The following is a 21,587-nucleotide window of genomic DNA, read 5'->3' on the forward strand; positions in this document are numbered from 1 at the left end:
CGATGAGTGACAAAGCCCTAGGGCAGTTACGCAATGGGCAATCTCTAACTGGAAAAGATGGTATTTTTGCACCTATTACTGAAAGAGTTTATTGAAAGTGCTCTTGGTGGGGAGATGAGTTCCCATTTGGGAGATTGGGAGCATTTATTAGACAATAATCGTAATGAAAAAAAGCAAAACACTCAAAACTGATTCGAAAGAAATTGAAATTACGACAACACAAGAACGCTAGTGCTGCTTGGAACCGAAACTGGTAAAAAACCATGCCCCTATAATAATTGGATTATAGGGCTGAGATGAGTTTTCTGTACATCTCCAATGAAATCAAAGAGATTTACGATTTCGACATCTCAAATTCTACATTAAACGAGATAGCCGACCGTATCATTCTACAGGTTAAAGCGTGACAAAGCCGCCCATTTGAATCGCTTTACATGATTGTCTACCATTGATGCTATGCACTACAAGGTCAGAGATAAAGGCTGTCTGGTAAGCCGCGTTGTGTATATCGATTTTACTTTTCTCATCTAAATTTTCGACAGCTTAAAGTTGTTTGCTTAGATTTTTCATGCGGAATACACTTGGTGTAACTCCTTCCCATTTCGAAAAAGTGGATGAGAAGTGCTGCGATGAATAAAAACCGCAATCCAGAGCTATACTGGTCAGTGTGCGCACCGGATCTGTTAATAGTTGCTTTGCCTTTTCTAGTCGTATGTAAATTAAATAATTGGCAGGCGTGTAGCCCGTGTGTTCTTTTACAAGCTGGGTTAATGTGGTAATACCTACCTTATTCATGCAGGCCATTTCCTGTAAGGTCCATTTTTTGGCAAGCTTACTTTTTAGCATGGCATCGAAATTTGAAAACCACTTGCGGTTCTCTATCCAAAGACTATCGCGGTTTTGGATGATGCGCACTGTGTTGATCAGAAATTCCTCAACTAAATTGCAAACTCGCTGGTAATACCCGAATTCTTTTGTTTCAAGCTCTTGTTGCAGTTGTATAAAAAGCTGTTTAAATAGTTGGGCTTTCTGAATTATGTGCTTCGGATTTTGAGAAAGCACATTTCCAACTACTTGATTTTCGCAATCAGAAAAACGTGACCAGTTACCCAGATAAAACTGTCCGTTTTCGGTGAAAGTTTCAGGTTTGATAACCATCCAGAATATTTCTCCCAAATCAAGAGCTTCGCGTGGACTACCGTGTTTTTCCCACGGACAGGTTACAAAACCATTGCCTGGAAGAAGCAAATATTTTTGCTCCCCAACAATCCATTCGTATCTTCCTTTGGTGACATAACACAATTCGATTCCTTCATTATAATGCATTTGCAATGGTTTTTGACGAATGTCTTTGTATTCTTCAAAACCAAAGTCGTTGATAAACGGAAACTCCCGCAGAAGTTCAAATCCTGCTGCGTCACTGTCAGTTCGTGAATAGAAAAAGTGCATGTTTGTATAATATCTTTCAGTGTAAAATTATAGTATTTTTTGATTTTGCAAAACGATTTCTTTGTTTTTAATTCTTACTAAAAAAACCATGAATAAACTAATTCCTGAAATGCGTACCCTCCAAAAAGCATTTCAAAACGAGCTGCATCACAATATTTTATCTTTTTGGATAAAGTTTGGTCTTGAAGCTGATGGAGACGGTTTTTACGGTGCAACCGACTTGAATGGAAATCCGATTCTCAATGCTCCCAAATCATGCGTATTGAATGCCCGCATCCTTTGGACATTTGCAGAAGCTGCTAAAGATTTTGGAAATGAAGAGTATGCTAATGTTGCTCACCGTGCATATCAGGTTCTGAAAAATGATTTTGCAGACTCGCAGTATGGTGGATATTTCATGAGTATTGATTCTGAAAATAAACCACTCGATACCATTAAGCACACTTATGCGCAAGCATTTGTTTTATATGCTTTGAGCAAGTATTACGAATTTGCCCCATCGGATGACCTTCTTCAAAAAATAAAAGTCTATTTCTCTTTTTTGGAAGAAAAAGCCAAAGATCAACAACAACTAGGCTACCTTGAGGCCTTCACCCGCGATTGGCAAGTGTATTCCGAAAACCGAATGGCCGATAATAACGAGCCACGGTCGATGAATACGCACCTGCACATCATGGAAGCTTACGCCGCCTGCTATAAAATTTGCAAAGATGAGTTAGTCGAAAAACGACTAAAAGAACTATTGGTATTGTTCATCGAAAAAATTATCCGACCAGACGGGCATCTGGGAATTTTCTTTGATGAAGCGTTTAACGAAACAGAATCTTCGAAAGCAATTTGCTCATTCGGGCACGACATTGAAGCTTCGTGGTTGCTGTGGGAAGCTGCTGAGATTTTGGGTGATCAGGAAATTATTGAAAAGATGAAACCACTTTCAGTAAAAATGCTGAATCGTGTTGATCGCGTGGGAGTGGATAAGGATGGCGGATTATTTCTGGAATCGACTCGCTTTGGCAGCCACGTACGTACCAACAAGCACTGGTGGCCGCAAGCCGAAACAGTGGTGGCCTTTATGAACGGGCTGGAATTGACTTCGGATAAAAAATATTGGGACAAGCTCAAATTGAGTTGGAACTTTATCGATAAGTATATCATTGATCACGAAAACGGAGAGTGGTTCACCAAGGTAAATCGTCTGGGAATTCCGTATCTTATTGAGCCGAAAGACGATCCTTCGCCATATTACCGGAACGATTGGAAAATTGATCCATGGAAGTGCCCATACCACAATGGGCGGGCTATGATGGAACTGATTTCGAGAATTGAAAAGATGATAAGCAGTAAACAAAAACCTTAATCATGAAACTAAACCACATTGTCGTTACACTAATTATTTTATTGACTGGCTTTCAACTGAAAGCGCAGGATGATTCACTGAAAAAATTGGCAACCGAATCAAGCAACTGGTTCGAGGGCTTTCAGAAAAACATCGGAGGTAACGAGTTTACTTATCACAGTTTTCGTAACGATGTATCTGCATCATTGATTACCCGTTGCACCGATGGGGAAATGGGCATTGAATGGGAAACCGCTGTTGTGCCGGAAAACTGGAATAAAAAAAGCACCGGTTTTTTATGGATTGCGGCTATCGATTTAACATCGAACAAGCACATTTTCGATGTGTATGTAAACGGAGAAAAACGCTTTGAAATAACTTCATCGGAACAAAAAAACTGGAAACTGGAAACTGCCGATGGCGGAACACTTTCGTATATCACCCTCGAAACCGACCACAGCAACGATGCGCACGGTTACATGTCAATGATTGCCCCAACCGATTGGCTGAGAAAGGGAGCCGCCCAAACGATTAAAATAGAAGGACGGGCACACAAAGACAATACATGGATCATTGTTTATCAGGCCACCGATGCTCTTTCATTTCTGCAGAACTCGATTGAGTACGATGTTTGGATGGAGATCGAGCTGCGTGAAAACGCAAAAAAGCTTACGGCACAGTTAAAAGCCCCCTTCACGCTTGCCGGCAAAACTCTTCAGTATCGTTCTGATAAGAAAACAAAAACGATTCAACTAAGCGAAAAGGAAGGTTTTGCCATTGGCGAATTAACTCTCCCGCTTTCTGCAAAAAATAAAGCTTTTGCGTTGAATGACCCAATGGGCGAAGTGTTTAAGCTTGATGCGCTGGGAAAAGATTTCAAATCGACTCGCTTGCTGGCAAAAGCTGTTTTACTGAACGAAAGTAAAACCTATGGCGGCAAGACACTGATGACTGCGCGCCGAAATTACAAACCCAATACCGTTTCCGATTTGCTGAAACTCTCGAAGTCGAGCTTGGGAGATGGACAAATATTGCTTATGAACTCGAGCCACCAGGATATTGCCTGGATGGATTCGCCCGAGAAATGTATCATCGAGCGCGACACTATGTTGTTAGCTCCGCTTTTCGAGATGGGACAGAAAGACAAAAGTTACCGCTTCGATGTGGAAGATGTGCTGATGCTGAAAGAATTTGTTGAGCGGCATCCTGAAAAGAAGGAGTTGGTCAGGCAGATGCTTGCTGACGGGCGTATTTCCTGTGGCTCAACCTACATTCAGCCTTATGAAGAGATGTACTCGGGCGAAGCACTGGCACGTCAGTTTTATTTTGGAGCCAAATGGCTGAAAGATCAGTTTAATTACGATGCAACTGTTTATTGGAACGAAGATGTGCCAGGACGCACTCCGCAAATGATGCAGATGATGCGCAAAGCAGGCACCAAATACATGATGATTAGCCGCCACGAGCGTGGTTTGTTCAATTGGTATAGTCCCGATGGATCTTTTGTTACAACATTTACTCCTGGACATTACGGAAATGCTTTTTCAGCACTGCAACGCGATTTTCACGAGTCGGCACAGTTTCTGGCAAATAGCTCTCTCGACTGGGAAAAATATTACAGCCTGAAAACAAAAAGTCCGGTAATTCCTTTATTGTCGGATAACGACATGAGTCCGGCAGTTGATCACAGCAGTTTAGTGCGCAACTGGTCGAATATAAAAGAACTTCAAAATGAAAAAGGGAAGTATGTTCCGGTACAGCTTCCCTCGATAAAGATTGCATCAGCGCCCGAGTTCTTTGATGCTTTGATGGCTCAAAAACCAAAACTTGGAAGCATTAGTGGTGAACGCCCCAATGTGTGGCTTTATATTCATGGTCCCGGGCATCAAAAAGCACTGAAAGCAAGTCGTGAGGGTGATATTTTGCTAACTATGGCCGAAAAATTTGCCACTGCCAATGCGCTGGTTGATGGCTCGTTCGTCAATTACCCGGAAACGGAATTGCGCAATGCCTGGGAAGCCAAAATTTATCCCGACCACGGATGGGGCGGCAAGCAAGGGGATATTACCGATGCTTATTTCCATCAGAAATATGAATTTGCCAAAGCTGAGGCTTTAAGAATTGTGGATAGAAGTTTGAACGAATTGGCTGCGAAAATAAAAACAGAAAGCACGATGGGCCGTCCTTTGGTAGTATTTAACAGCATGAATACCGACCGAACGGATCCGGTTTCGATTGAAGTGCGTTTTGCAAAATCGCAAGCTTTGGGACTTCAACTTCAGGATGCACACGGCAAGGAGATTGATCTTCAGTTAATAAATGTGAAAAACTATTCGGATGGATCGATCCAATCGGCCACTCTAAATTTTATTGCCGAAGAAGTTCCTTCTATAGGTTACAAAACCTTCTATCTGAAAAATAATACAGAAGAATTAGCGACTCAAACATTGGTCTTTTCTCCGGAAGTAGAAAACCGTTTTTACAAACTTCGCTTTGCTAATGGTGGCCTTGCTTCTATTTTTGATAAAGAACTGAATCAGGAGCTGGTCAATTCTGATAAATTTGTAGCTGGTGAAATTTTCACCATGCACTCGGAAGGCAATGGCGCCGGCGAATTTATTGATGTTCAAAAACCCGACATGCTGGGATTCGATAAAACCGGAAACTACAAAACCAATTGGGAGATTGAAGAAAGCGGCGCGGTTTCGACTACCTATAAGTACCGCCAAAAAATACGGCATGCGGTAGTCGAACAACGAATTGTCGTTTTTAATCAACAAAAACGTATTGATTTCGAAACTCAAATATTGAATTGGGAAGGTGTGTTGTACCGCGAATTCCGTATGGCTTTGCCGCTAAACATGACCGATGGCCAAGTGGCTTACGAAGTGCCCTTTGGCGTGGTTGAAGTGGGTGAAGACGAGATTGAAGGAGCAGCCGGCGAACGTTATACAACCATTTGTAAAACGATTCACCCACGTGGCATCGAAAACTGGATCAGCGCTAGCAACGCCCGGTTTGGGGTAACCCTGAGCTCATCGGTAGCAGTGGCCGACTGGATTGATCCCACCGATAAGCCTCTTGCAAATCAGATTTTGCAACCAATATTGTTTGCATCAAGAAGAAGTTGCCATTGGGAAGGCAATGAATATCTGCAAACCGGGAATCACTCGTTTAAGTTTTCCATTACTTCGCACAAACCCGGCTGGGAAAATGGTGCAAACTTTGGTCGTGCTGCAAACGAAACGTTGAAAGCTGTATGGGTTGATCACTCATATGCCGGTGCAAGCCTGCCCGAGTCGTTGAGCTTTTTCCAAATCAACTCGGAGAACGTACTGGTTTCGACAGTAAAAAAAGCTGAAGACAGCAATGATGTTGTTATCCGGATCGCGGAAATGGAAGGAACCGATAAAACAGTTGATCTTGAAAGCTTCAAAAAAATAAGCCAAGCAAAAACGACCAATTTGATTGAAACAGAAGGTGAAAGACTTCCGGTGCAAAACAACCGACTACATCTGAAGTTGGGACACCATGCGATTGAAACCTTCAAAATAAACTACGAAATAAAATGAATAAAAGTCTTCTGATTTCCACATTTGCTGCGGCATTGGGTGGGTTGCTATTTGGATACGATACTGTGATTATTAATGGGGCAATGGTCGATCTGGTTAATTATTTTGAACTCAGCCCCTCCTTGCAGGGATGGACCGTTAGTTCGGCTTTAATTGGCTGCATTTTGGGAACCATCTTGATTGGCAAACCAGGCGATATTTTTGGAGCTAAACGCTTGTTGCAAATCATGGCCGTTTTGTTTTTTATTTCATCTGCCGGATGTGGTCTCGCGTCCAGTATCAGTATGTTTATCATCTCTCGTTTTATTGGGGGGCTGGCTATTGGAGCTTCGTCGGTTTTGTGCACCGTTTATATTTCAGAAATTGCACCTCCAAAGCACCGGGGCATGCTGGCCTCCACCTTTCAGCTAGCTATTGTCGTTGGAATTTTGCTCTCGCTCATCTCCAATTATATGTTGCTGAATATAGGAGAGAACAACTGGCGCTGGATGCTTTTTAGCGGTGCTTTTCCTGCAGTGGCATTTTTTATGATGCTTCTTTTTATCAAGAAGAGTCCTCGTTGGCTGGTGAAAAAAGGGCGCATTGGCGAAGCCCGGGCAATTATTGAAGAGCTTTCGATGCACGAAATTGATACCGAACAAACCATTCGCGAAATTAAGGAATCAATTCATAACGAAAATACAGGAAAGCGAATTCAGCTATTCAAAAAGCCTTATCGGAAAATTATTTTCATCGGAATTTTTGTTGGCATATTCAATCAACTTACAGGGATTGGTGTGGTATTTTACTATTCATCACAGATATTTCGGATTGCAGGTTTCTCTGCCGATAGTTCAATGGCACAAAGTGTTATTTTGGGGGCAACAAACCTAATCTTTACACTAATTGCCATGTCGGTGATTGATAAGGTAGGACGAAAAAAGCTTTTGCTTTTTGGTCAGATGGGAATGGTCGTTGTGCTTGGCTTGTTTGGCTACGGACTGCTTTCAGGCAATATTTCCGGATATTGGTTAGTGGCTTTATTGGTTGGTTATATTGCATTCTTTGCTGCCTCGCAGGGAGTGGTCGTTTGGGTGTTGCTTTCCGAAATGTTCCCGAACATTATACGTGCAAGGGGAGCATCTATGGGGTCATTTGCTAACTGGATGGTTAGTGCTACTCTTAATTTCTTGTTTCCTGTGGTTATCGGATTATTCGGTTCCACACTGGCTGCCCAGCAGCTGGGCATGAGCTATGCCTTTATCTTTTTAGCAGTAGTTTCCCTGATCGGATTTTTCTATCTGAAAAGAAACCTGATTGAAACCAAAGGGAAAACGCTTGAGCAAATTGAAAAAGAAGTACTTTGCTGATAATTCAAAACTTGAATCTTTTATCCTTCAAAAAAATAAACGATGGAAAGACGAAATTTTATAAAATTAACCGGAACTTTTGCTACACTTATGATTGGCTCCGATCTGCTAACAGCTTGCAAAAGTTTAGATAACAGTAATCTCGAAGAAGAACTAAAGATCAAAGCATTTGCAGCTTTCGATCGTTTTTCTGAAATATGGAACTTCAACGATTTTTGGAAACGGGGAAATACCTTCGATGCCTGCCTCTCCTTTGTTGATGCTGTGCTGCAACGTTGGCCTGAAGCACCAAAATCTCAAGAAATGCAACTGAAGGTAAAAGAAATGCTGGAAGAGAATCTGACCTTTTTTAACCGTTTTGATCCGGGTGACTTGTGGGCCGACGATTTTGGCTGGTGGGGACTAATGGGGCTGAATGCTCGTAAACACCTTCAGAAAATGGGTGAGTTAGAACTTGCAGAGAAATACCTGAAACTTTCAACTGATTTGTGTTGGGAATATAAAAAAAAGAATGCCTATGATCATACAACAACCGCTTTGCCTGTTCCTCATGGATGCCGTAATGGCGATGCCAAAGGGGTGAGCAAAGGGGTGAAAAATACAGTAACCAATGTGTTGTTGTTCTTGCTCTCATCGCGCATTTATCGTTTAAGCCTGACTGAAGATATCAGTGACAACGAAAAATACCTCGATATGGCTTACCGTCAATGGTTGTGGTTCGATGAATGGTTTAAACTGGAAGAATATCAGTATCTGAAAAAGCTTAGCAGCGAAGGAGCGTTGGTGCAAGAGCGCCCGATGGCTGAATTTGAGGGGTCGGATTATATGGAAAAAATTCACCCGCCTTGGGCTAAAGGCTGGGTTTGGACTGGTGATCAGGGGATGTTGATTGGTGCACTGACCGACATGCTGGCGGTACGAAAAGAGCTGTCAGCATGGATTGCCGCAAATAATATCGATGCAACTTTTGACGTACTCGCATATGAAAAAAATATTCGCGCGCTTATCCAGTTGCTTGGAGAAGGAATTAAAACAGCTCTGGTTAGCAAGAAAGATGGAATTATCCGTGAAGCCCCATGTTTATCAAGTTTTGGTCCAGCTCACGGAAACGATTATTTGGCCGGACGAGGCATTATGATGCGCTACATCGGATCACCGGAAGAAAGAGCTTTGCTTGGTGTTGATCTTTCCGAAAATATTCTGGCAACGACTGAGGCCATCTGGCAAACCCGCGATGAGTCTAACAATCAATTTCAACCAGAGTTTACAAATGCTGAAAATGATCGGATATACATTGAACAATTCCGTGAACAATGGGGACTGGCAGACGATGTTATTGAGTGGGATTTGAAGAAGATGAAAGAACAAAACAAATTCGGAGTTTGCCAATCAATAGGAATGGATGCTCTGGGAGCAGCTATTAAGTTGCTATGAGAAATATAATTTAATAATTTTTACGAATGAACGGATATGAACGAATACAGGCAGCTCTAAAGGGAGAAAAGCCGGATAAAACACCGGTAATGCTGCATAATTTTATGATGGCGGCTGAAGAGGCCGGAGTGAGCATGGCAACTTATCGGGAAAATCCCAAAGTTGTATCTGACACTTTTATTAAATCGGTTGAAAAATATCAATTTGATGGAGTTTTGGTTGATTTGGATACCGTTACGTTAGCTGGAGCAGTGGGTGTGCCGATTGACTTTCCGGAGCACGAACCAGCAAGGTCTGCCATTGGAAACCTGAATGATTTAAGCGAAGTGAAATCGTTGAAAAAGGTCAATATTGAAAATTATCGCTATGTGCAAAACTGGCTCGAAGCGGTAAGTTTGATCAAGCAACATTTCGGTAATGAGATATTCGTGCGCGGCAATTGCGATCAAGCTCCTTTTTCGCTCGCTAGCATGATGCGTGGTAGCCAGAATTGGATGCTCGACATGCTGATGGAAGAATCCGAAATGATTCAGGAACTACTGGAATATTGCTCCGACATTAGTTGTCAGTTTATTCGCCTGATGGCTCAAACAGGCTGCGACATGGTATCGAATGGTGACAGTCCTGCCGGTCCGGAAATGATTTCCCCTGAGATGTATGAAATGTTTGCCATGCCTTTTGAAAAACGGGTGGTAGATGTTGCTCACGAATGCAAGTTGCCTTACACTCTGCACATTTGTGGAGATACCGAGCCGATTATTGAAGCCATGTTTAAAACTGGTGCCGATGCATTCGAGCTTGACTACAAAACCAATGTGAATAAGGCATTTGAAGTATTTCATGACGATGCTTGTTTCATTGGAAATATCGATCCAAGTTCGGTGCTGGCAATGGGAAGCCCTGAATTGGTTGAAAAGAAAACCATCGAATTGATGAATATCTTCTCGAAAACCAATCGGTTTATTCTGAATGCAGGTTGTGCGATCCCTTCGAATACCCCAGAAGAAAACTTAAGAAGAATGATTCAAACAGCAAGAGAATATTGCTTTTGATAATATAGTTTTATTATGAAGTTGTTTAAATACAAAATGGAATTTCAAATGTTGATATTTGTATTCATCTTGTTATTAACATAATACATGTTTTCTCAGGATTTTCGAGGGAAGGATATATATTAATGTAGTTTTTCAGTTGCTGTCTGATGATGATGGATACCATTTTATAAAAAGCTTAATTTTAGCTTCAGTTTGCTCTTTCTCAAAGTAATCAGCATGTTGGGCTGCAAGTTCTTCTTAATCTGTTTGAAATACTATTTGAAATTCTCGAAATAGATGGGGCTTACTTTTGAAAATAAAAAATAAGAATATTGTGAATCATTAAATTGAAAAGGAACAATTAAAAATATTCCGGGTTGCCGGACAACAATGATTTTTAGCAAAGTAAGATTTTACATCTTTTTCAAAGATCGTACTTTTTTTGAGTTGTTTAATGTTACGACTATTGTAAATAAAAACTAAATCTGAATATTATGAGTGACATATTATCTAAATTATCCGACTGCATTGAATTCGGAAAAATAAACCTTGCATCCCCATTTCCTCCTCAAATGAAAGAACAGGAAGGTGCCGATGAGCTGACTGCAAAAGCCCTTGCGCAAGGAATAAACCCTCAAGATGTTTTGACTCAGGGACTGATGCCCGGGATGGAAAGAGTAGGAGTTAAATTCCGCGAAAATAAAGTTTTTGTACCTCAGGTTTTGATGTCGGCCAAAGCGATGGGGACGGCCATGCTCCATTTAAAGCCTCACTTTCTGTCAGGGGCTGCCAAACAAAAAGGAACATTCATTATTGGAACTGTTTTGGGCGATTTGCATGATATCGGAAAGAATTTGGTAGCTATGATGGTTGAAGGAAGCGGCTACAAGGTAATAGATCTGGGAACCGATGTCGATGCAGCTAAATTTATTGCAGCCTTACGTGAGAATCCGGGGGCAGTGGTTGGATTGTCAGCTTTGCTAACTACGACGATGGTCAATATGGAGAAAATAACCCAAGAGATAAAACAGGCGCTTCCCGATACGTTAGTTACCATTGGTGGTGCCCCCGTGAACAACGATTTTTGCAATAAAATTGGAGCAGATAATTATTCGTCAGATCCACAGGGAGTTGTTGAGTTTTTGAATACTAAAGTTGCCTAAGTTATGAATGGATTGGAGCGTATTGAAAAAGTTTTCCGAATGGAAGAAGTCGACCGGATCCCTTGGGTTCCCTTTGTTGGCGTGCATGGTGGAAAACTGGTTGGTGTTGATGCCGAAGAATATCTCAAATCGGCTGACCGGGTGGTTGACGGAATTAGTAAGGCCGTTGAATTGTATCAGCCGGATGGTATTCCGGTGGTATTCGACCTGCAGATTGAAGCTGAGATATTGGGATGCAAGTTGGTTTGGAGTAAAGAGAATCCGCCTGCAGTGGTGTCGCATCCTTTAGCCGATGGCGTTGAGCTGAGTTCATTGAGTCTTCCTGAAAAATCGGATGGACGTTTCCCGATTGTGTTGGAAGCTACACGTGAACTTCGGGAAAAATACCCTGACGTCGCACTGTATGGATTAATCACCGGGCCATTCACCTTAGCCTTACATCTTTTAGGCACTGAAATCTTCATGAAATTATTTGAAGATCCGGATTACGTGAATGAATTGATGGATTTTTGTACTCAGGTGGGAATTAAACACTCGGAGATGCTATTGGATGCTGGCTGCGATGTTATCGCCGTGGTGGATCCGATGACTAGCCAGATTGATCCCATGTCGTTTGAAACCTTTGTTAGCCCTTATGTAAGTCAGATATTTGATTTTGTTCGGGCAAAGAAAAAATACAGTTCGTTTTTTGTATGCGGACATGCACAGCAAAATATTGAAGTGATGTTTGACTGTCGTCCAGATAATATTTCAATAGACGAGAACATTCCACTGGATTATGTCAAAGAAATTGCACTAAAGAAAGGGATTAGCTTTGGTGGAAACCTGAAGTTGACCAGTGTGTTGCTTTTGGGTAATGAATTGGATTCGAAAAAAGAAGCGGTGGATTGTCTGGACTTGGGAGGAACAAAAGGTTTTATCTTGGCGCCAGGTTGCGACCTGCCAATGGATACTCCCATTGCCAATTTGCAGGCAGTATCCGAGCAGGTTCATAATGAATATGCCCGGCAGGTAACCCGTGAGATGGAACATGTCTCATCGCTGGAGCCCCTTAACCTGGAAGGGCATTGGGTTGAAGGAAAGGTAATTGTTGATATTATCACGCTCGATTCAGCTTCCTGTGCTCCTTGCCAGTATATGGTTGAAGCTGTTAGGAAGGCGGCGAGTGGGTTTGCGGGGAATGTAGAAGTGAACGAGCATAAAATCAAGGATGTGGATGGTATCCGGATGATGATGGCTCTTGGTGTGCAGAATGTCCCAACAACCTGTATTAATGGGAAAGCTGAATTTATCAGCCAAATTCCGAGGAAATCAGAAATTGTGAAAGCCATAAAAAATGTCATGGGGCGATGAGCATTCCTTTGCATTTAGTAACCGGTTTTTTAGGAAGCGGTAAAACATCATTTCTGAATCATTATCTTGAAAATACAGATTCAAAGAGTAATATCGCAATTATTCAGAATGAATTTTCTTCCATCAATATTGATGGAAGAAAATTTCAACAGGATGCAAGTTATCAGGTGTTGGAAATCAATAATGGCTCGGTTTTTTGTGTGTGTCTTCTGGGTTCGTTTATTAAGTCTTTGAATGAATTCGTTGAAAAATATCAACCCGATATGTTGATCATGGAAGCCTCTGGATTATCCGATCCGACAGGGGTAGGGCAGATTTTCCAATCGCCACAGTTGAAAGGGAAAATCTACCTGGAGCATGTGTGGTGTTTGGTTGATGCCTTAAACTTTAAGCGGATGCCATCGCTAAGGTTGCGAATGGAGCATCAGTTGCGTTGCGCCGATACCATCATTATCAATAAAACGGATCAGGTCGGAAACGACACCGATGAAATTGCAACGTGGATTAGACATGTCAATCCTTTTGCTAACCAGTTGAAGGGAGAATATGGACGGGTGGCTACTTCGGGCTTTAAAAAGGCACTAAATCTGTTTCCTGATGATCAGAAAGGTGCCTTAGGAAGGCCTGATGTGGAGTCCGTTGTTATTCGAGGTCATCGAGGGATTCATCTTGAGCAGTTAAGCCGATTTATCGATCGAATAAAAAAGGATTGTATTCGCTCTAAGGGGTTCCTGAAACTTAAAGATGGAGAAGCTATCTTTGTACAGGGTGTCTTTTCAGAGTTTACCTTTCAGGAGATCCCCTCGTTTAAGGGATCGGGAGAATTGGTGCTGATCGGAACATTTAAAGGAACTGAAAATCTTCAAATCATATACGATGAGCATTGTTAAAACAGCAACTGAACTCAAATTTCATTTTAGAGACCTCGTTATTGATCAAGATCAGATCATCAAGCTATTGGGCTATAGTTCGGATTGTTTGCCTGAGCCTTTTGGGAGTTACCTGAATGAGACCATTCGGGATTGCAGCCATCTGGAAGATATTAGAGGCACTTACCAGATTATTGAGGACGTTGAACTTGTGGCCCGGAGATCTTCAATTTTGGCTAACCACCTTGAGTTTAAAGTAGGAAAAACGATACGTAAAGAACTTGAAGGCGCAGAAAAACTGGCTTTTTTTGTTTCTACTGCAGGAAGCACACTTAGTGAAAAAGCGGTTGCCTTGCTTGGGGGAGAAGATCCTGTTTTGGGCTATGTTTATGATATTTTGGGAGGCGCCATTGCCGAAGCAGTGGGAGATAAGCTGCAGCAACTGATCAGGCAAAGGGTTAAAAAGGATGGTTGTAACATTACCAATCGCTACAGTCCCGGGTATTGCCACTGGGATGTTTCTGATCAATACAAACTCTTTCGCTTGCTTGGAGGTAGTCCTAGCGGAGTAAGTTTGACCCCTTCATCACTAATGAATCCGGTCAAATCAATTAGTGGAGTGATTGGCATTGGAAAGGATGTACACTTTCGGGAGTACCAATGTGACTTGTGCCAAATGAAGAATTGTTTTTACAAGAAGTAGTTGTCATGCCCATGGTTGCTTGGCGTTTTATTTTAAGACTTTGTATAGTGATGCAGAAAGAAGATATAATCAAATGGAGACTTTATGAAATAAATTATTAGAATAAGAACTTTATGGTTAGCAGGAGCAGATTCAGAAGTGAGGTTTTCAAATATTTTTCAAGGAGAGTATATATTGGAAATAAAAAGTTGGTTATTTATTTTTTGTTACTTTGTTCAAATCCTTGCACAATTTAATCTTTACGATGTCCCTAAAAATTGGAAATATAGTTGAGAGAGAGCTAATCGTACGATTTATCAATGGTGATATGAAGGCTTTTGATGATATTTATTCCATATTCGATTATAAGCTTCAAAAATTTATATTTTCATTGGTTAAAACAAAAGCGGACACTGAAGATCTTGTTCATGAGGTATTTGTTAAAGTCTGGGAGAACAAGCAGAAGTTAAGGAACCCGGAATCTTTTGATTCCTACCTTTTTACAATAGCGTACAATACTACAGTCAGCTTTTTGAGGAGTAAAGCAAAGAATACGGAGTATATTGAGTATGTTAAGTCGGTTCAGATAGATATTGATGAAGCCGAAGTTTTAGATGGGGTGAATATAGAGGCATTTAATGAAAAACTCAATCTACTGGTAGAGACCTTGCCACCACGTCAGCGTGAAGTTTTTAAAATGAAACATTTTAAGAACTATTCTTACAAAGAAATAGCAGAGACCCTAGGTATTTCTGTTAATACTGTTGAAAATCACATTGTGAAAGCCCACAAATACCTTAAAGAGAACTTAGGGGAAGCCTATTTGTCACTACTTCTCTTCCTATATCTTTTTTTATAAAAAAAATCACGATTGGACTAGTGGTTTTTTAATTTGCTGCGTCTAACCTTTAGTAAGAGTGAAAATTCTTATCGAAAGCCTGTATCTATTTATTCTTTTTTTCAATGCGAGAATGAATTGGTCAGCTAAATCAAAATAGAAATGGACAAAAGACTTCTTCATAAATTTGTATCTGATCAATGCACCTCAAAAGAAATTGATGAATTTTTTGCGAGTCTCGATAAACCACATAAAGTAGATTTAAAGAATAAATCATTATTTGAAAACTACTGGAATGATATCGATATTACTGAGAATCCAAATACCGAAGCTGCGCAAAGGCGGTTGGATCGAATTCACCATTCCATAAACTTAAACCAGTCGAATCCGAAAAGAGATACTAAAACTCTGTTTCTGATTTCGAAAAAACTAAAGGTCTCTCCATTTCTATCAAGGGTAGCCGTATTCCTTTTAATGCCAATTTTGACTTTACTAATCTATACGCATTTTATTCAACCCGAAATTTACTCCCTGTTGAGCATGTCCTCCAAATATGAAATTGAGGCACCTGCTGGTTCCAGAACCCATTTTGTGCTACCTGATGGAACGCAAGTTTGGCTTAATCAAGGCAGTAAACTCGTTTATCCCAAGTGGTTTACAGGAGGTGTTCGAGAGGTTGGGTTGATTGGTGAAGGGTATTTTGATGTCGCTCCGGATAAAAAGAAACCGTTCATTGTTGAATCTAATGGTATGGCGATAAAGGCTGTTGGTACATCGTTCAATGTTAAAGCATACGCTGATGACGATGTTTTTGAAACAACCTTGGAATCAGGGAAAGTGATTGTTTTGAAAAATGCCAATGATAAAAATTCAGAAGTATGCGACATGCAACCAGGAGAGAATTTTTCTTTTAATAAATTAAACAATAAATATTCGATTACAAAGGTGAACACGTCTAAGTATGTGTCGTGGAAAGATGGAAAGCTAGTATTTAAGGATGATGGCTTGGGAGTGGTTGCAGAACGATTATCGCGTTGGTTTAACGTTAAGGTGACTATCGCAGATCCTGATTTAAACTCACTCTCTTATACCGCTACATTTATTGATGAATCATTGGATCAGGTTTTGGAAATGATGAAAATTGTGACACCCATTTCATATACCGTTTCAGGCCGGCATAAACTGTCGGATGGAACATTTTCAGAAAAAGAAATTTTAATCTATAAAAAAGGAGGAAAAGTGGAATAAGAAAAGATTAAAAAAAGCAGCAGGGTAATGCCCCACATCACCCTGCCAGTTTAATTAAAAATTCTCAGAAGAGAGTTATTTCTAACTATTAACAAAACAAATGTATGAAAAAAACAATTCATTTCGTCTTTAGGGCGGGAAATGCGTGTTTTGCGCGAAAATTATTATTATTCATGAAACTAACTACTTTTCTACTATTGTTGTCAGTATTTCAGGTTCTGGGACTCGAATCCTATTCCCAGGAAACAACAATCTCATTGAATTATAAGAGTACCTCGCTACGAGAGATTCTTACAAAAATTGAGGATGAGACAGAGTTCTATTTTCTTTACAGTTCTGCAATGATTGATGTGGATACAAAGGTCAATGTGGAAGTAGAGAAAAAATCGATTCCGGAGGTACTTAATACTGTGTTTAAAGATCTTGGAATTCGATATGATATCAAAGGTCGGCAAGTGCTTCTTTTTGCTGATGATTTTCAGAATAATCACAACTTTGGTTCGCAACAATCGATTTCCATTCAAGGAAAAATCACCGATTCATCAGGTCAGATGTTACCCGGAGTTGCTGTTGTTGTTAAAGGAACCACTATAGGGATTGTTACTGATTTTGACGGAGTCTATAAACTATCCAATGTCCCCGCTGATGCGACTTTAGTTTTCTCGTTTGTGGGTATGAAAACTCAGGAAATAGCAGTCAATGGAAAAGCACAAATTGATGTTACCATGGTTGAAGATGCCATTGGTTTGGAAGAGGTAGTAGCAGTGGGGTATGGTACTTCAACAAAACGAAAACTTACCAGTGCAATTACTGAAGTAGAAACCAAACGTCTTGAAGATGTATCTTTTTCAAATGTAGGAGAATCACTTGCAGGAAGGGCTGATGGTGTAATTGTTTATAAAAAAGGTGGTGAGCCAGGCGCATTACCTACAATCTCAATCCGGGGGGGAGGAGAACCTCTTTATGTTATTGATGGAATTATCTCCAACAAAGAGGTATTTGCAACATTGCTCCCTGAAGACATTAAAGATCTTAACGTTTTAAAGGATGCTGCAGCAACTGCTGTTTACGGTGCAAGAGCAGCAAACGGAATCGTACTTGTTAATACCAGAAGAGGAAGTAAAGGTTCTACGCCAATAATTACTTATAAGGGAACGTACGAAATAAGTCAACCAACAGTTAATCCTGACCGACTTGCTCCACACCAAATTGCTGAAATGACCAATGAAGGTATGACACGAGATGGTTTGGAACCTGCATGGACACCAGATCAGATTGCAAAAATGAAAGATGGCAGCGACCCGGAACATTTTCCAAATACCGATTGGTTTGATTTAGCTTTGAAAAAAAGTGCTCCTCAGCAACGTCATTCGTTATCTGCAACTGGCGGAGGGAAAGTGGCTAATTATTATCTTTCTTTAGGCTATCTCGATCAGGGAAGTATTTACAAAACAGACAACCTAAACTCAAAAAAATATACTTACCGAAGTAATATAACCACCACTTTTGAAAAAATTGGATTGGATGTAGGATTCTTTTTAAGTGGTTCAATCAATAAATACGATGGACCTTCAACCGGACCTAGCCAAATTTTTGGTCACGTTGCACATCGTTTACCTTGGGAACATGCCTATGTTGTTAACGATCCTTCCAAATTAGCAAGGGTTGCCGATTCTCCGATAATTGAATTGGATAAACGTTCTGGGTACGACAGGAAAGAAACTAACTTTAACCATTCGCAGTTACGTTTCGATTGGACTGTGCCAAATGTAAAAGGGTTAACCGTATCAGCTCTTGGTAATTACAGTAGAACCTATAAACACAATAAGTATTGGAAAGCTTATCCCGAATTTTATGATCCAATTACAGGAGAGGTGTCTCCATCTTCTTCTAAACCAAGTTTAAGTACAAGTTTTGAAAAAATTTGGGAGTGGAACCTTGAAGGGCATGTAAACTATAACAGAACTTTTGATAAGCATTCTGTTGGTGCTACTTTGGTATATTCTATGCAAGAAGGTGCCGGGGATTGGTTTAGTGCGTACAGAAGAAACTATGAGTCGTCGGTTGTAGATCAGCTTTTCGCTGGTTCTAACGATGGTAAAACAAATGATGGTAGTGCATGGGAATCAGCACGTAAAGGTGTTGTTGGTAGGTTATCTTACGGTTATAATAATAAGTATTTTATCGAAGGTAGCTTCAGGCGTGATGCAAGTTTGAAATTTGAAGAAGATAAACGTTGGGGATTTTTCCCTTCTGTTTCTGGTACTTGGGTTGTTTCTGAAGAGGGATTTATGCAGGAATTGAATGATAAGGATATTTTTAACTTATTCAAAATACGTTCTTCTTATGGTACTGTTGGGAATGATGGCGATGTAAGTTTGTTTAGTTATATTCCATCTTATAATCTGGTTAATAGTATTTATGCCGAAGGTAGTACAGTTTATAATGGATATCGAGAGGGGGATTTGGTAAGTCAGGATCTGAGTTGGTATACTCAAAAATCATTTAATGTTGGATTTGATTTCGCATCGCTTGGAAATAAGTTGAGCGGGAAATTTGATTATTTCTATGCCAGGACTACCGGTTACTTGGTAAGCCCGGCGGGAAGATATATAACTCCACTTGGAAAAGATTTACCATTAGTAAAATCGGATGGAGCACACCGTAGAGCAGGATTTGAAGCAGCTTTGAGGTATAAAAATAAGATTGGCGAATTGGGATATGAGATTGGTGCCAATATTACCAAGTACGACCAACTTTGGGAAAAGAAAGCAGATGAAAATGAAGTGGATCTTAAAAACCCATTAGTTCGTGTAACACATTCTAAAGATTATTGGGGGAGAGCCTATGTAAACGATGGCTATTACCAAACAGTTGATGAAATACTTAACGCTCCGCGCAGAACCAGCTCATCGGCTACAAAACCAGGCGATATAAGGTATCAGGATATTAACGGTGATGGAAAGCTGGATGGTAACGATTTTGTAAGAACCGGAAGCCAGGATTTTCCTCATGTTTACTACGGACTTGATTTTGTTTTAAAGTATAAAGGTTTAATGGTTGACGCTCTTTTCCAGGGAACAGGTAATAGGTCGTTGTATTTAACACCAGATGTGAATCCATACGTAGCCGGATCTTTCCACGGTGCTGACGATGCAAGATGGACCTACCAGTTGGATTACTGGACGGAGGATAACAAAGATGCGGCTTTCCCAAGATTGGCATCATATCCAAAGCATAATTCTGCCAATAACTATGTAACCTCTGATTTCTGGTTATACGATGTACAGTATTTCAGATTAAAGAGTTTAACCGTTACTTACGACCTAAAACGTGAGTTGCTAAAAGATCTTGATTTCTTCAGCAGTTGTGTGCTAACCTTTAACGGAACTAACCTGTTAACATTCACCAAGTCAGGAATAAAAGATTTCCTTGATGTTGAAACCGCGTCAGCGCAAGGGTATGCTTATCCTGTACAACGTGTTTATTCTTTTGGTGTACGTGTAGGTTTTTAGTGTAATCTTTAAAAATGGAAAAAATGAAAAAAATAATATATAGTTTAGTTCTATTATTAATGATATTTTCTTCTTGTGAAGAAGATATTATGGACAAAAAACCGTTGGATAAGTATTCCGAAATTGATGTTTGGTCTGACAGGAATCTGGCAATGGGATTTGTACGAGATGTTTATAACGATGTTTTAGGTTCTTACTATTGGGATTATACTGATGATTATACAGATAATTCTGTACTATGGAGTTTTGTTGGAAACGCTTCAAACGTAAATCTTGCATTCGACAATATTGATCAGTTCTTTAGCGATGGATACAATCGTTATCCTACTATACGTAAATGTAACCTGATAATTGAAAAAGCAACATCTTCAGAAGGACTTACCGAAGATGATAAAGCTTATTTTGCCGCAGAGGGAAAATTTCTTCGGGGTATGATGTATTTTTGGATGGCCCGCCGTTATGGAGGATTAATGATAGTTGATAAAGTATTGACTCCTGAAGATGAGATGTTGTTATCCCGATCATCATTGGAAGATACCTATGCTTTTATTTTAAAAGATTTGGAAGAGGCTGCTCAGAACTTGCCTGAATCTGCCGCTCCGGGCCGGGCAACTAAAGGTGCTGCTTATGCAATGGTTGCAAGGGCTGCCCTTCAGGCTGCTGCATATACCGGAAATGATTCTTATTTTACAAAAGTAAAAACAGCTGCAGAACAGGTAATTGGTATCGGTTATACTTTGGATGACCAGTTTCAGGATATGCATAACTCCTTTGCTCGTGGGCAAAGTTCGCCTGAAATTATTTTGGCATTCTTTAAGAGTGAAGAGAATAATTCTTTTGAAAGTACTTTAATTCAAGGAATTTGTGGGTTGACTGCAAATGACAGAAACAGACCTGAAGTAACTCCACAATTGGTTGAACCTATGTGGGGATGGCCACAACGTTTTCCTTCCCATAATTTAACTGATGCATATCTGGTTGTTGACACAGATGGTAAAGCAAAAAAATGGGAAGAGTCTTCTTACCACGAAGAATATGTTGCCAATGGAAACAGCGGTTTGGTAAGCGAACTTCTTTACGCCAATCGCGACGCCCGATTTTATGCTACTATTGCCCACGATTCTTCACAATATTTTGTTAATACTATTACAACACGTGAAGATGGCAATATGCATTGGAATTCTAACCATCAATCTTATGGATGGGGATTATCACGCTCAGGTTATTACATAAGGAAAGGCCTTTACGAGGGGAAAATGGTATGGCACAGCGATCCAACTGCTCATCACCGTCCAATAATCAGGTTAGGTGCAGTTTACCTCGATTATGTTGAAGCATTGTTAAAAACAGGTGATAACGGGAAAGCCGTTGAATACTTGAATAAAACACGAACAGTTCACGGTCAATTGCCTGCATTAGATGCCGGATTAAATGCTGAAGAACTTTGGGAAGCATATGAAATTGAAAGACGTGCTGAATTGGCGTTTGAAGAAGATAGGTATTGGTCGCTGATGAGATGGGGAAAATATGAAGGATTGGATATTATTCCTGAACTAAATACTCCAACTACACGTGTTAATATCGCTGCTGATGGTTTGTCATTCTTTGTTGATGATTCAACAGAGGGGAATAACCATATGAGAAAATGGTCGAACAGAAGATATCTTTTCCCAATACCGGAAGGAGAAAGACAACAGAATAGTAACCTTACCCAAAATCCTGGGTGGTAATGTTTAAAATTTAAA

Annotated in this window: 14 protein-coding genes; 13 read left to right on the top strand and 1 reads right to left on the bottom strand. The window is 40.3% G+C overall.

All coding sequences use genetic code 11. The annotated features are described in order from the left end of the window. Positions 1-543: 543 nt before the first annotated feature. On the bottom strand, positions 544-1,449 hold the full coding sequence (locus tag Q1A18_RS05845; RefSeq protein ID WP_299577990.1) for an AraC family transcriptional regulator: 906 nt from the start codon (positions 1,447-1,449) through the stop codon (positions 544-546). Positions 1,450-1,537: 88 nt separating this feature from the next. Here Q1A18_RS05845 and Q1A18_RS05850 point away from each other — a divergent pair, with 88 nt between their 5' ends. The 13 genes from Q1A18_RS05850 to Q1A18_RS05910 all read left to right on the top strand — a co-directional run bounded on the left by Q1A18_RS05850 (position 1,538) and on the right by Q1A18_RS05910 (position 21,572). Continuing rightward, a complete protein-coding gene (locus Q1A18_RS05850) occupies positions 1,538-2,806 on the top strand; it encodes an AGE family epimerase/isomerase (RefSeq protein WP_299577991.1) in 1,269 nt (422 codons plus the stop codon). Positions 2,807-2,808: 2 nt separating this feature from the next. Continuing rightward, the gene (locus Q1A18_RS05855) at positions 2,809-6,357 is read left to right on the top strand and encodes a glycosyl hydrolase-related protein (RefSeq protein WP_299577992.1); all 3,549 of its coding nucleotides are present in this window, start codon (positions 2,809-2,811) and stop codon (positions 6,355-6,357) included. Then, the gene (locus tag Q1A18_RS05860) at positions 6,354-7,706 is read left to right on the top strand and encodes a sugar porter family MFS transporter (protein ID WP_299577993.1); all 1,353 of its coding nucleotides are present in this window, start codon (positions 6,354-6,356) and stop codon (positions 7,704-7,706) included. Before Q1A18_RS05855 ends, Q1A18_RS05860 begins: the two co-directional genes overlap by 4 nt. A 42-nt stretch (positions 7,707-7,748) precedes the next feature. After that, on the top strand, positions 7,749-9,140 hold the full coding sequence (locus tag Q1A18_RS05865) for a hypothetical protein (protein WP_299577994.1): 1,392 nt from the start codon (positions 7,749-7,751) through the stop codon (positions 9,138-9,140). A gap of 26 nt (positions 9,141-9,166) precedes the next feature. Next, positions 9,167-10,192, top strand: a complete 1,026-nt coding sequence (locus tag Q1A18_RS05870; protein WP_299577995.1) for a uroporphyrinogen decarboxylase family protein — start codon at positions 9,167-9,169, stop codon at positions 10,190-10,192. A 476-nt stretch (positions 10,193-10,668) separates the two neighbouring features. Next, positions 10,669-11,337 (top strand): corrinoid protein, encoded by a 669-nt coding sequence (locus Q1A18_RS05875; RefSeq protein ID WP_299577996.1) that lies wholly within the window; start codon positions 10,669-10,671, stop codon positions 11,335-11,337. A gap of 3 nt (positions 11,338-11,340) precedes the next feature. Continuing rightward, positions 11,341-12,690, top strand: coding sequence for a uroporphyrinogen decarboxylase family protein (locus tag Q1A18_RS05880; RefSeq protein ID WP_299577997.1), 1,350 nt, complete (start codon positions 11,341-11,343; stop codon positions 12,688-12,690). Further along, positions 12,687-13,580, top strand: a complete 894-nt coding sequence (locus tag Q1A18_RS05885; protein ID WP_299577998.1) for a CobW family GTP-binding protein — start codon at positions 12,687-12,689, stop codon at positions 13,578-13,580. The genes Q1A18_RS05880 and Q1A18_RS05885 overlap by 4 nt, the downstream gene beginning before the upstream one ends. Further along, positions 13,567-14,262, top strand: coding sequence for a vitamin B12 dependent-methionine synthase activation domain-containing protein (locus Q1A18_RS05890; protein WP_299577999.1), 696 nt, complete (start codon positions 13,567-13,569; stop codon positions 14,260-14,262). Before Q1A18_RS05885 ends, Q1A18_RS05890 begins: the two co-directional genes overlap by 14 nt. A gap of 244 nt (positions 14,263-14,506) precedes the next feature. Continuing rightward, a complete protein-coding gene (locus tag Q1A18_RS05895) occupies positions 14,507-15,100 on the top strand; it encodes an RNA polymerase sigma-70 factor (protein ID WP_299578000.1) in 594 nt (197 codons plus the stop codon). A 141-nt stretch (positions 15,101-15,241) separates the two neighbouring features. Then, the gene (locus tag Q1A18_RS05900) at positions 15,242-16,327 is read left to right on the top strand and encodes a FecR domain-containing protein (protein WP_299578001.1); all 1,086 of its coding nucleotides are present in this window, start codon (positions 15,242-15,244) and stop codon (positions 16,325-16,327) included. 104 nt (positions 16,328-16,431) lie between these two features. Continuing rightward, positions 16,432-19,842, top strand: coding sequence for a TonB-dependent receptor (locus tag Q1A18_RS05905; RefSeq protein ID WP_299578002.1), 3,411 nt, complete (start codon positions 16,432-16,434; stop codon positions 19,840-19,842). A 23-nt stretch (positions 19,843-19,865) separates the two neighbouring features. Continuing rightward, a complete protein-coding gene (locus tag Q1A18_RS05910; protein WP_299578003.1) occupies positions 19,866-21,572 on the top strand; it encodes a RagB/SusD family nutrient uptake outer membrane protein in 1,707 nt (568 codons plus the stop codon). Positions 21,573-21,587 lie beyond the last annotated feature (15 nt).

The sequence above is a fragment of the uncultured Sunxiuqinia sp. genome (assembly GCF_947495665.1).
In the GTDB taxonomy this organism is placed as follows: Bacteria; Bacteroidota; Bacteroidia; order Bacteroidales; family Prolixibacteraceae; genus Sunxiuqinia; species Sunxiuqinia rutila.

Coding starts and splice junctions, on each gene's coding strand:
- Q1A18_RS05845 (WP_299577990.1), bottom strand. CDS start 1,449: ATGCACTTTTTCTATTCACGAACTGACAGTGACGCAGCAGGATTTGAA.
- Q1A18_RS05850 (WP_299577991.1), top strand. CDS start 1,538: ATGAATAAACTAATTCCTGAAATGCGTACCCTCCAAAAAGCATTTCAA.
- Q1A18_RS05855 (WP_299577992.1), top strand. CDS start 2,809: ATGAAACTAAACCACATTGTCGTTACACTAATTATTTTATTGACTGGC.
- Q1A18_RS05860 (WP_299577993.1), top strand. CDS start 6,354: ATGAATAAAAGTCTTCTGATTTCCACATTTGCTGCGGCATTGGGTGGG.
- Q1A18_RS05865 (WP_299577994.1), top strand. CDS start 7,749: ATGGAAAGACGAAATTTTATAAAATTAACCGGAACTTTTGCTACACTT.
- Q1A18_RS05870 (WP_299577995.1), top strand. CDS start 9,167: ATGAACGGATATGAACGAATACAGGCAGCTCTAAAGGGAGAAAAGCCG.
- Q1A18_RS05875 (WP_299577996.1), top strand. CDS start 10,669: ATGAGTGACATATTATCTAAATTATCCGACTGCATTGAATTCGGAAAA.
- Q1A18_RS05880 (WP_299577997.1), top strand. CDS start 11,341: ATGAATGGATTGGAGCGTATTGAAAAAGTTTTCCGAATGGAAGAAGTC.
- Q1A18_RS05885 (WP_299577998.1), top strand. CDS start 12,687: ATGAGCATTCCTTTGCATTTAGTAACCGGTTTTTTAGGAAGCGGTAAA.
- Q1A18_RS05890 (WP_299577999.1), top strand. CDS start 13,567: ATGAGCATTGTTAAAACAGCAACTGAACTCAAATTTCATTTTAGAGAC.
- Q1A18_RS05895 (WP_299578000.1), top strand. CDS start 14,507: ATGTCCCTAAAAATTGGAAATATAGTTGAGAGAGAGCTAATCGTACGA.
- Q1A18_RS05900 (WP_299578001.1), top strand. CDS start 15,242: ATGGACAAAAGACTTCTTCATAAATTTGTATCTGATCAATGCACCTCA.
- Q1A18_RS05905 (WP_299578002.1), top strand. CDS start 16,432: ATGAAAAAAACAATTCATTTCGTCTTTAGGGCGGGAAATGCGTGTTTT.
- Q1A18_RS05910 (WP_299578003.1), top strand. CDS start 19,866: ATGAAAAAAATAATATATAGTTTAGTTCTATTATTAATGATATTTTCT.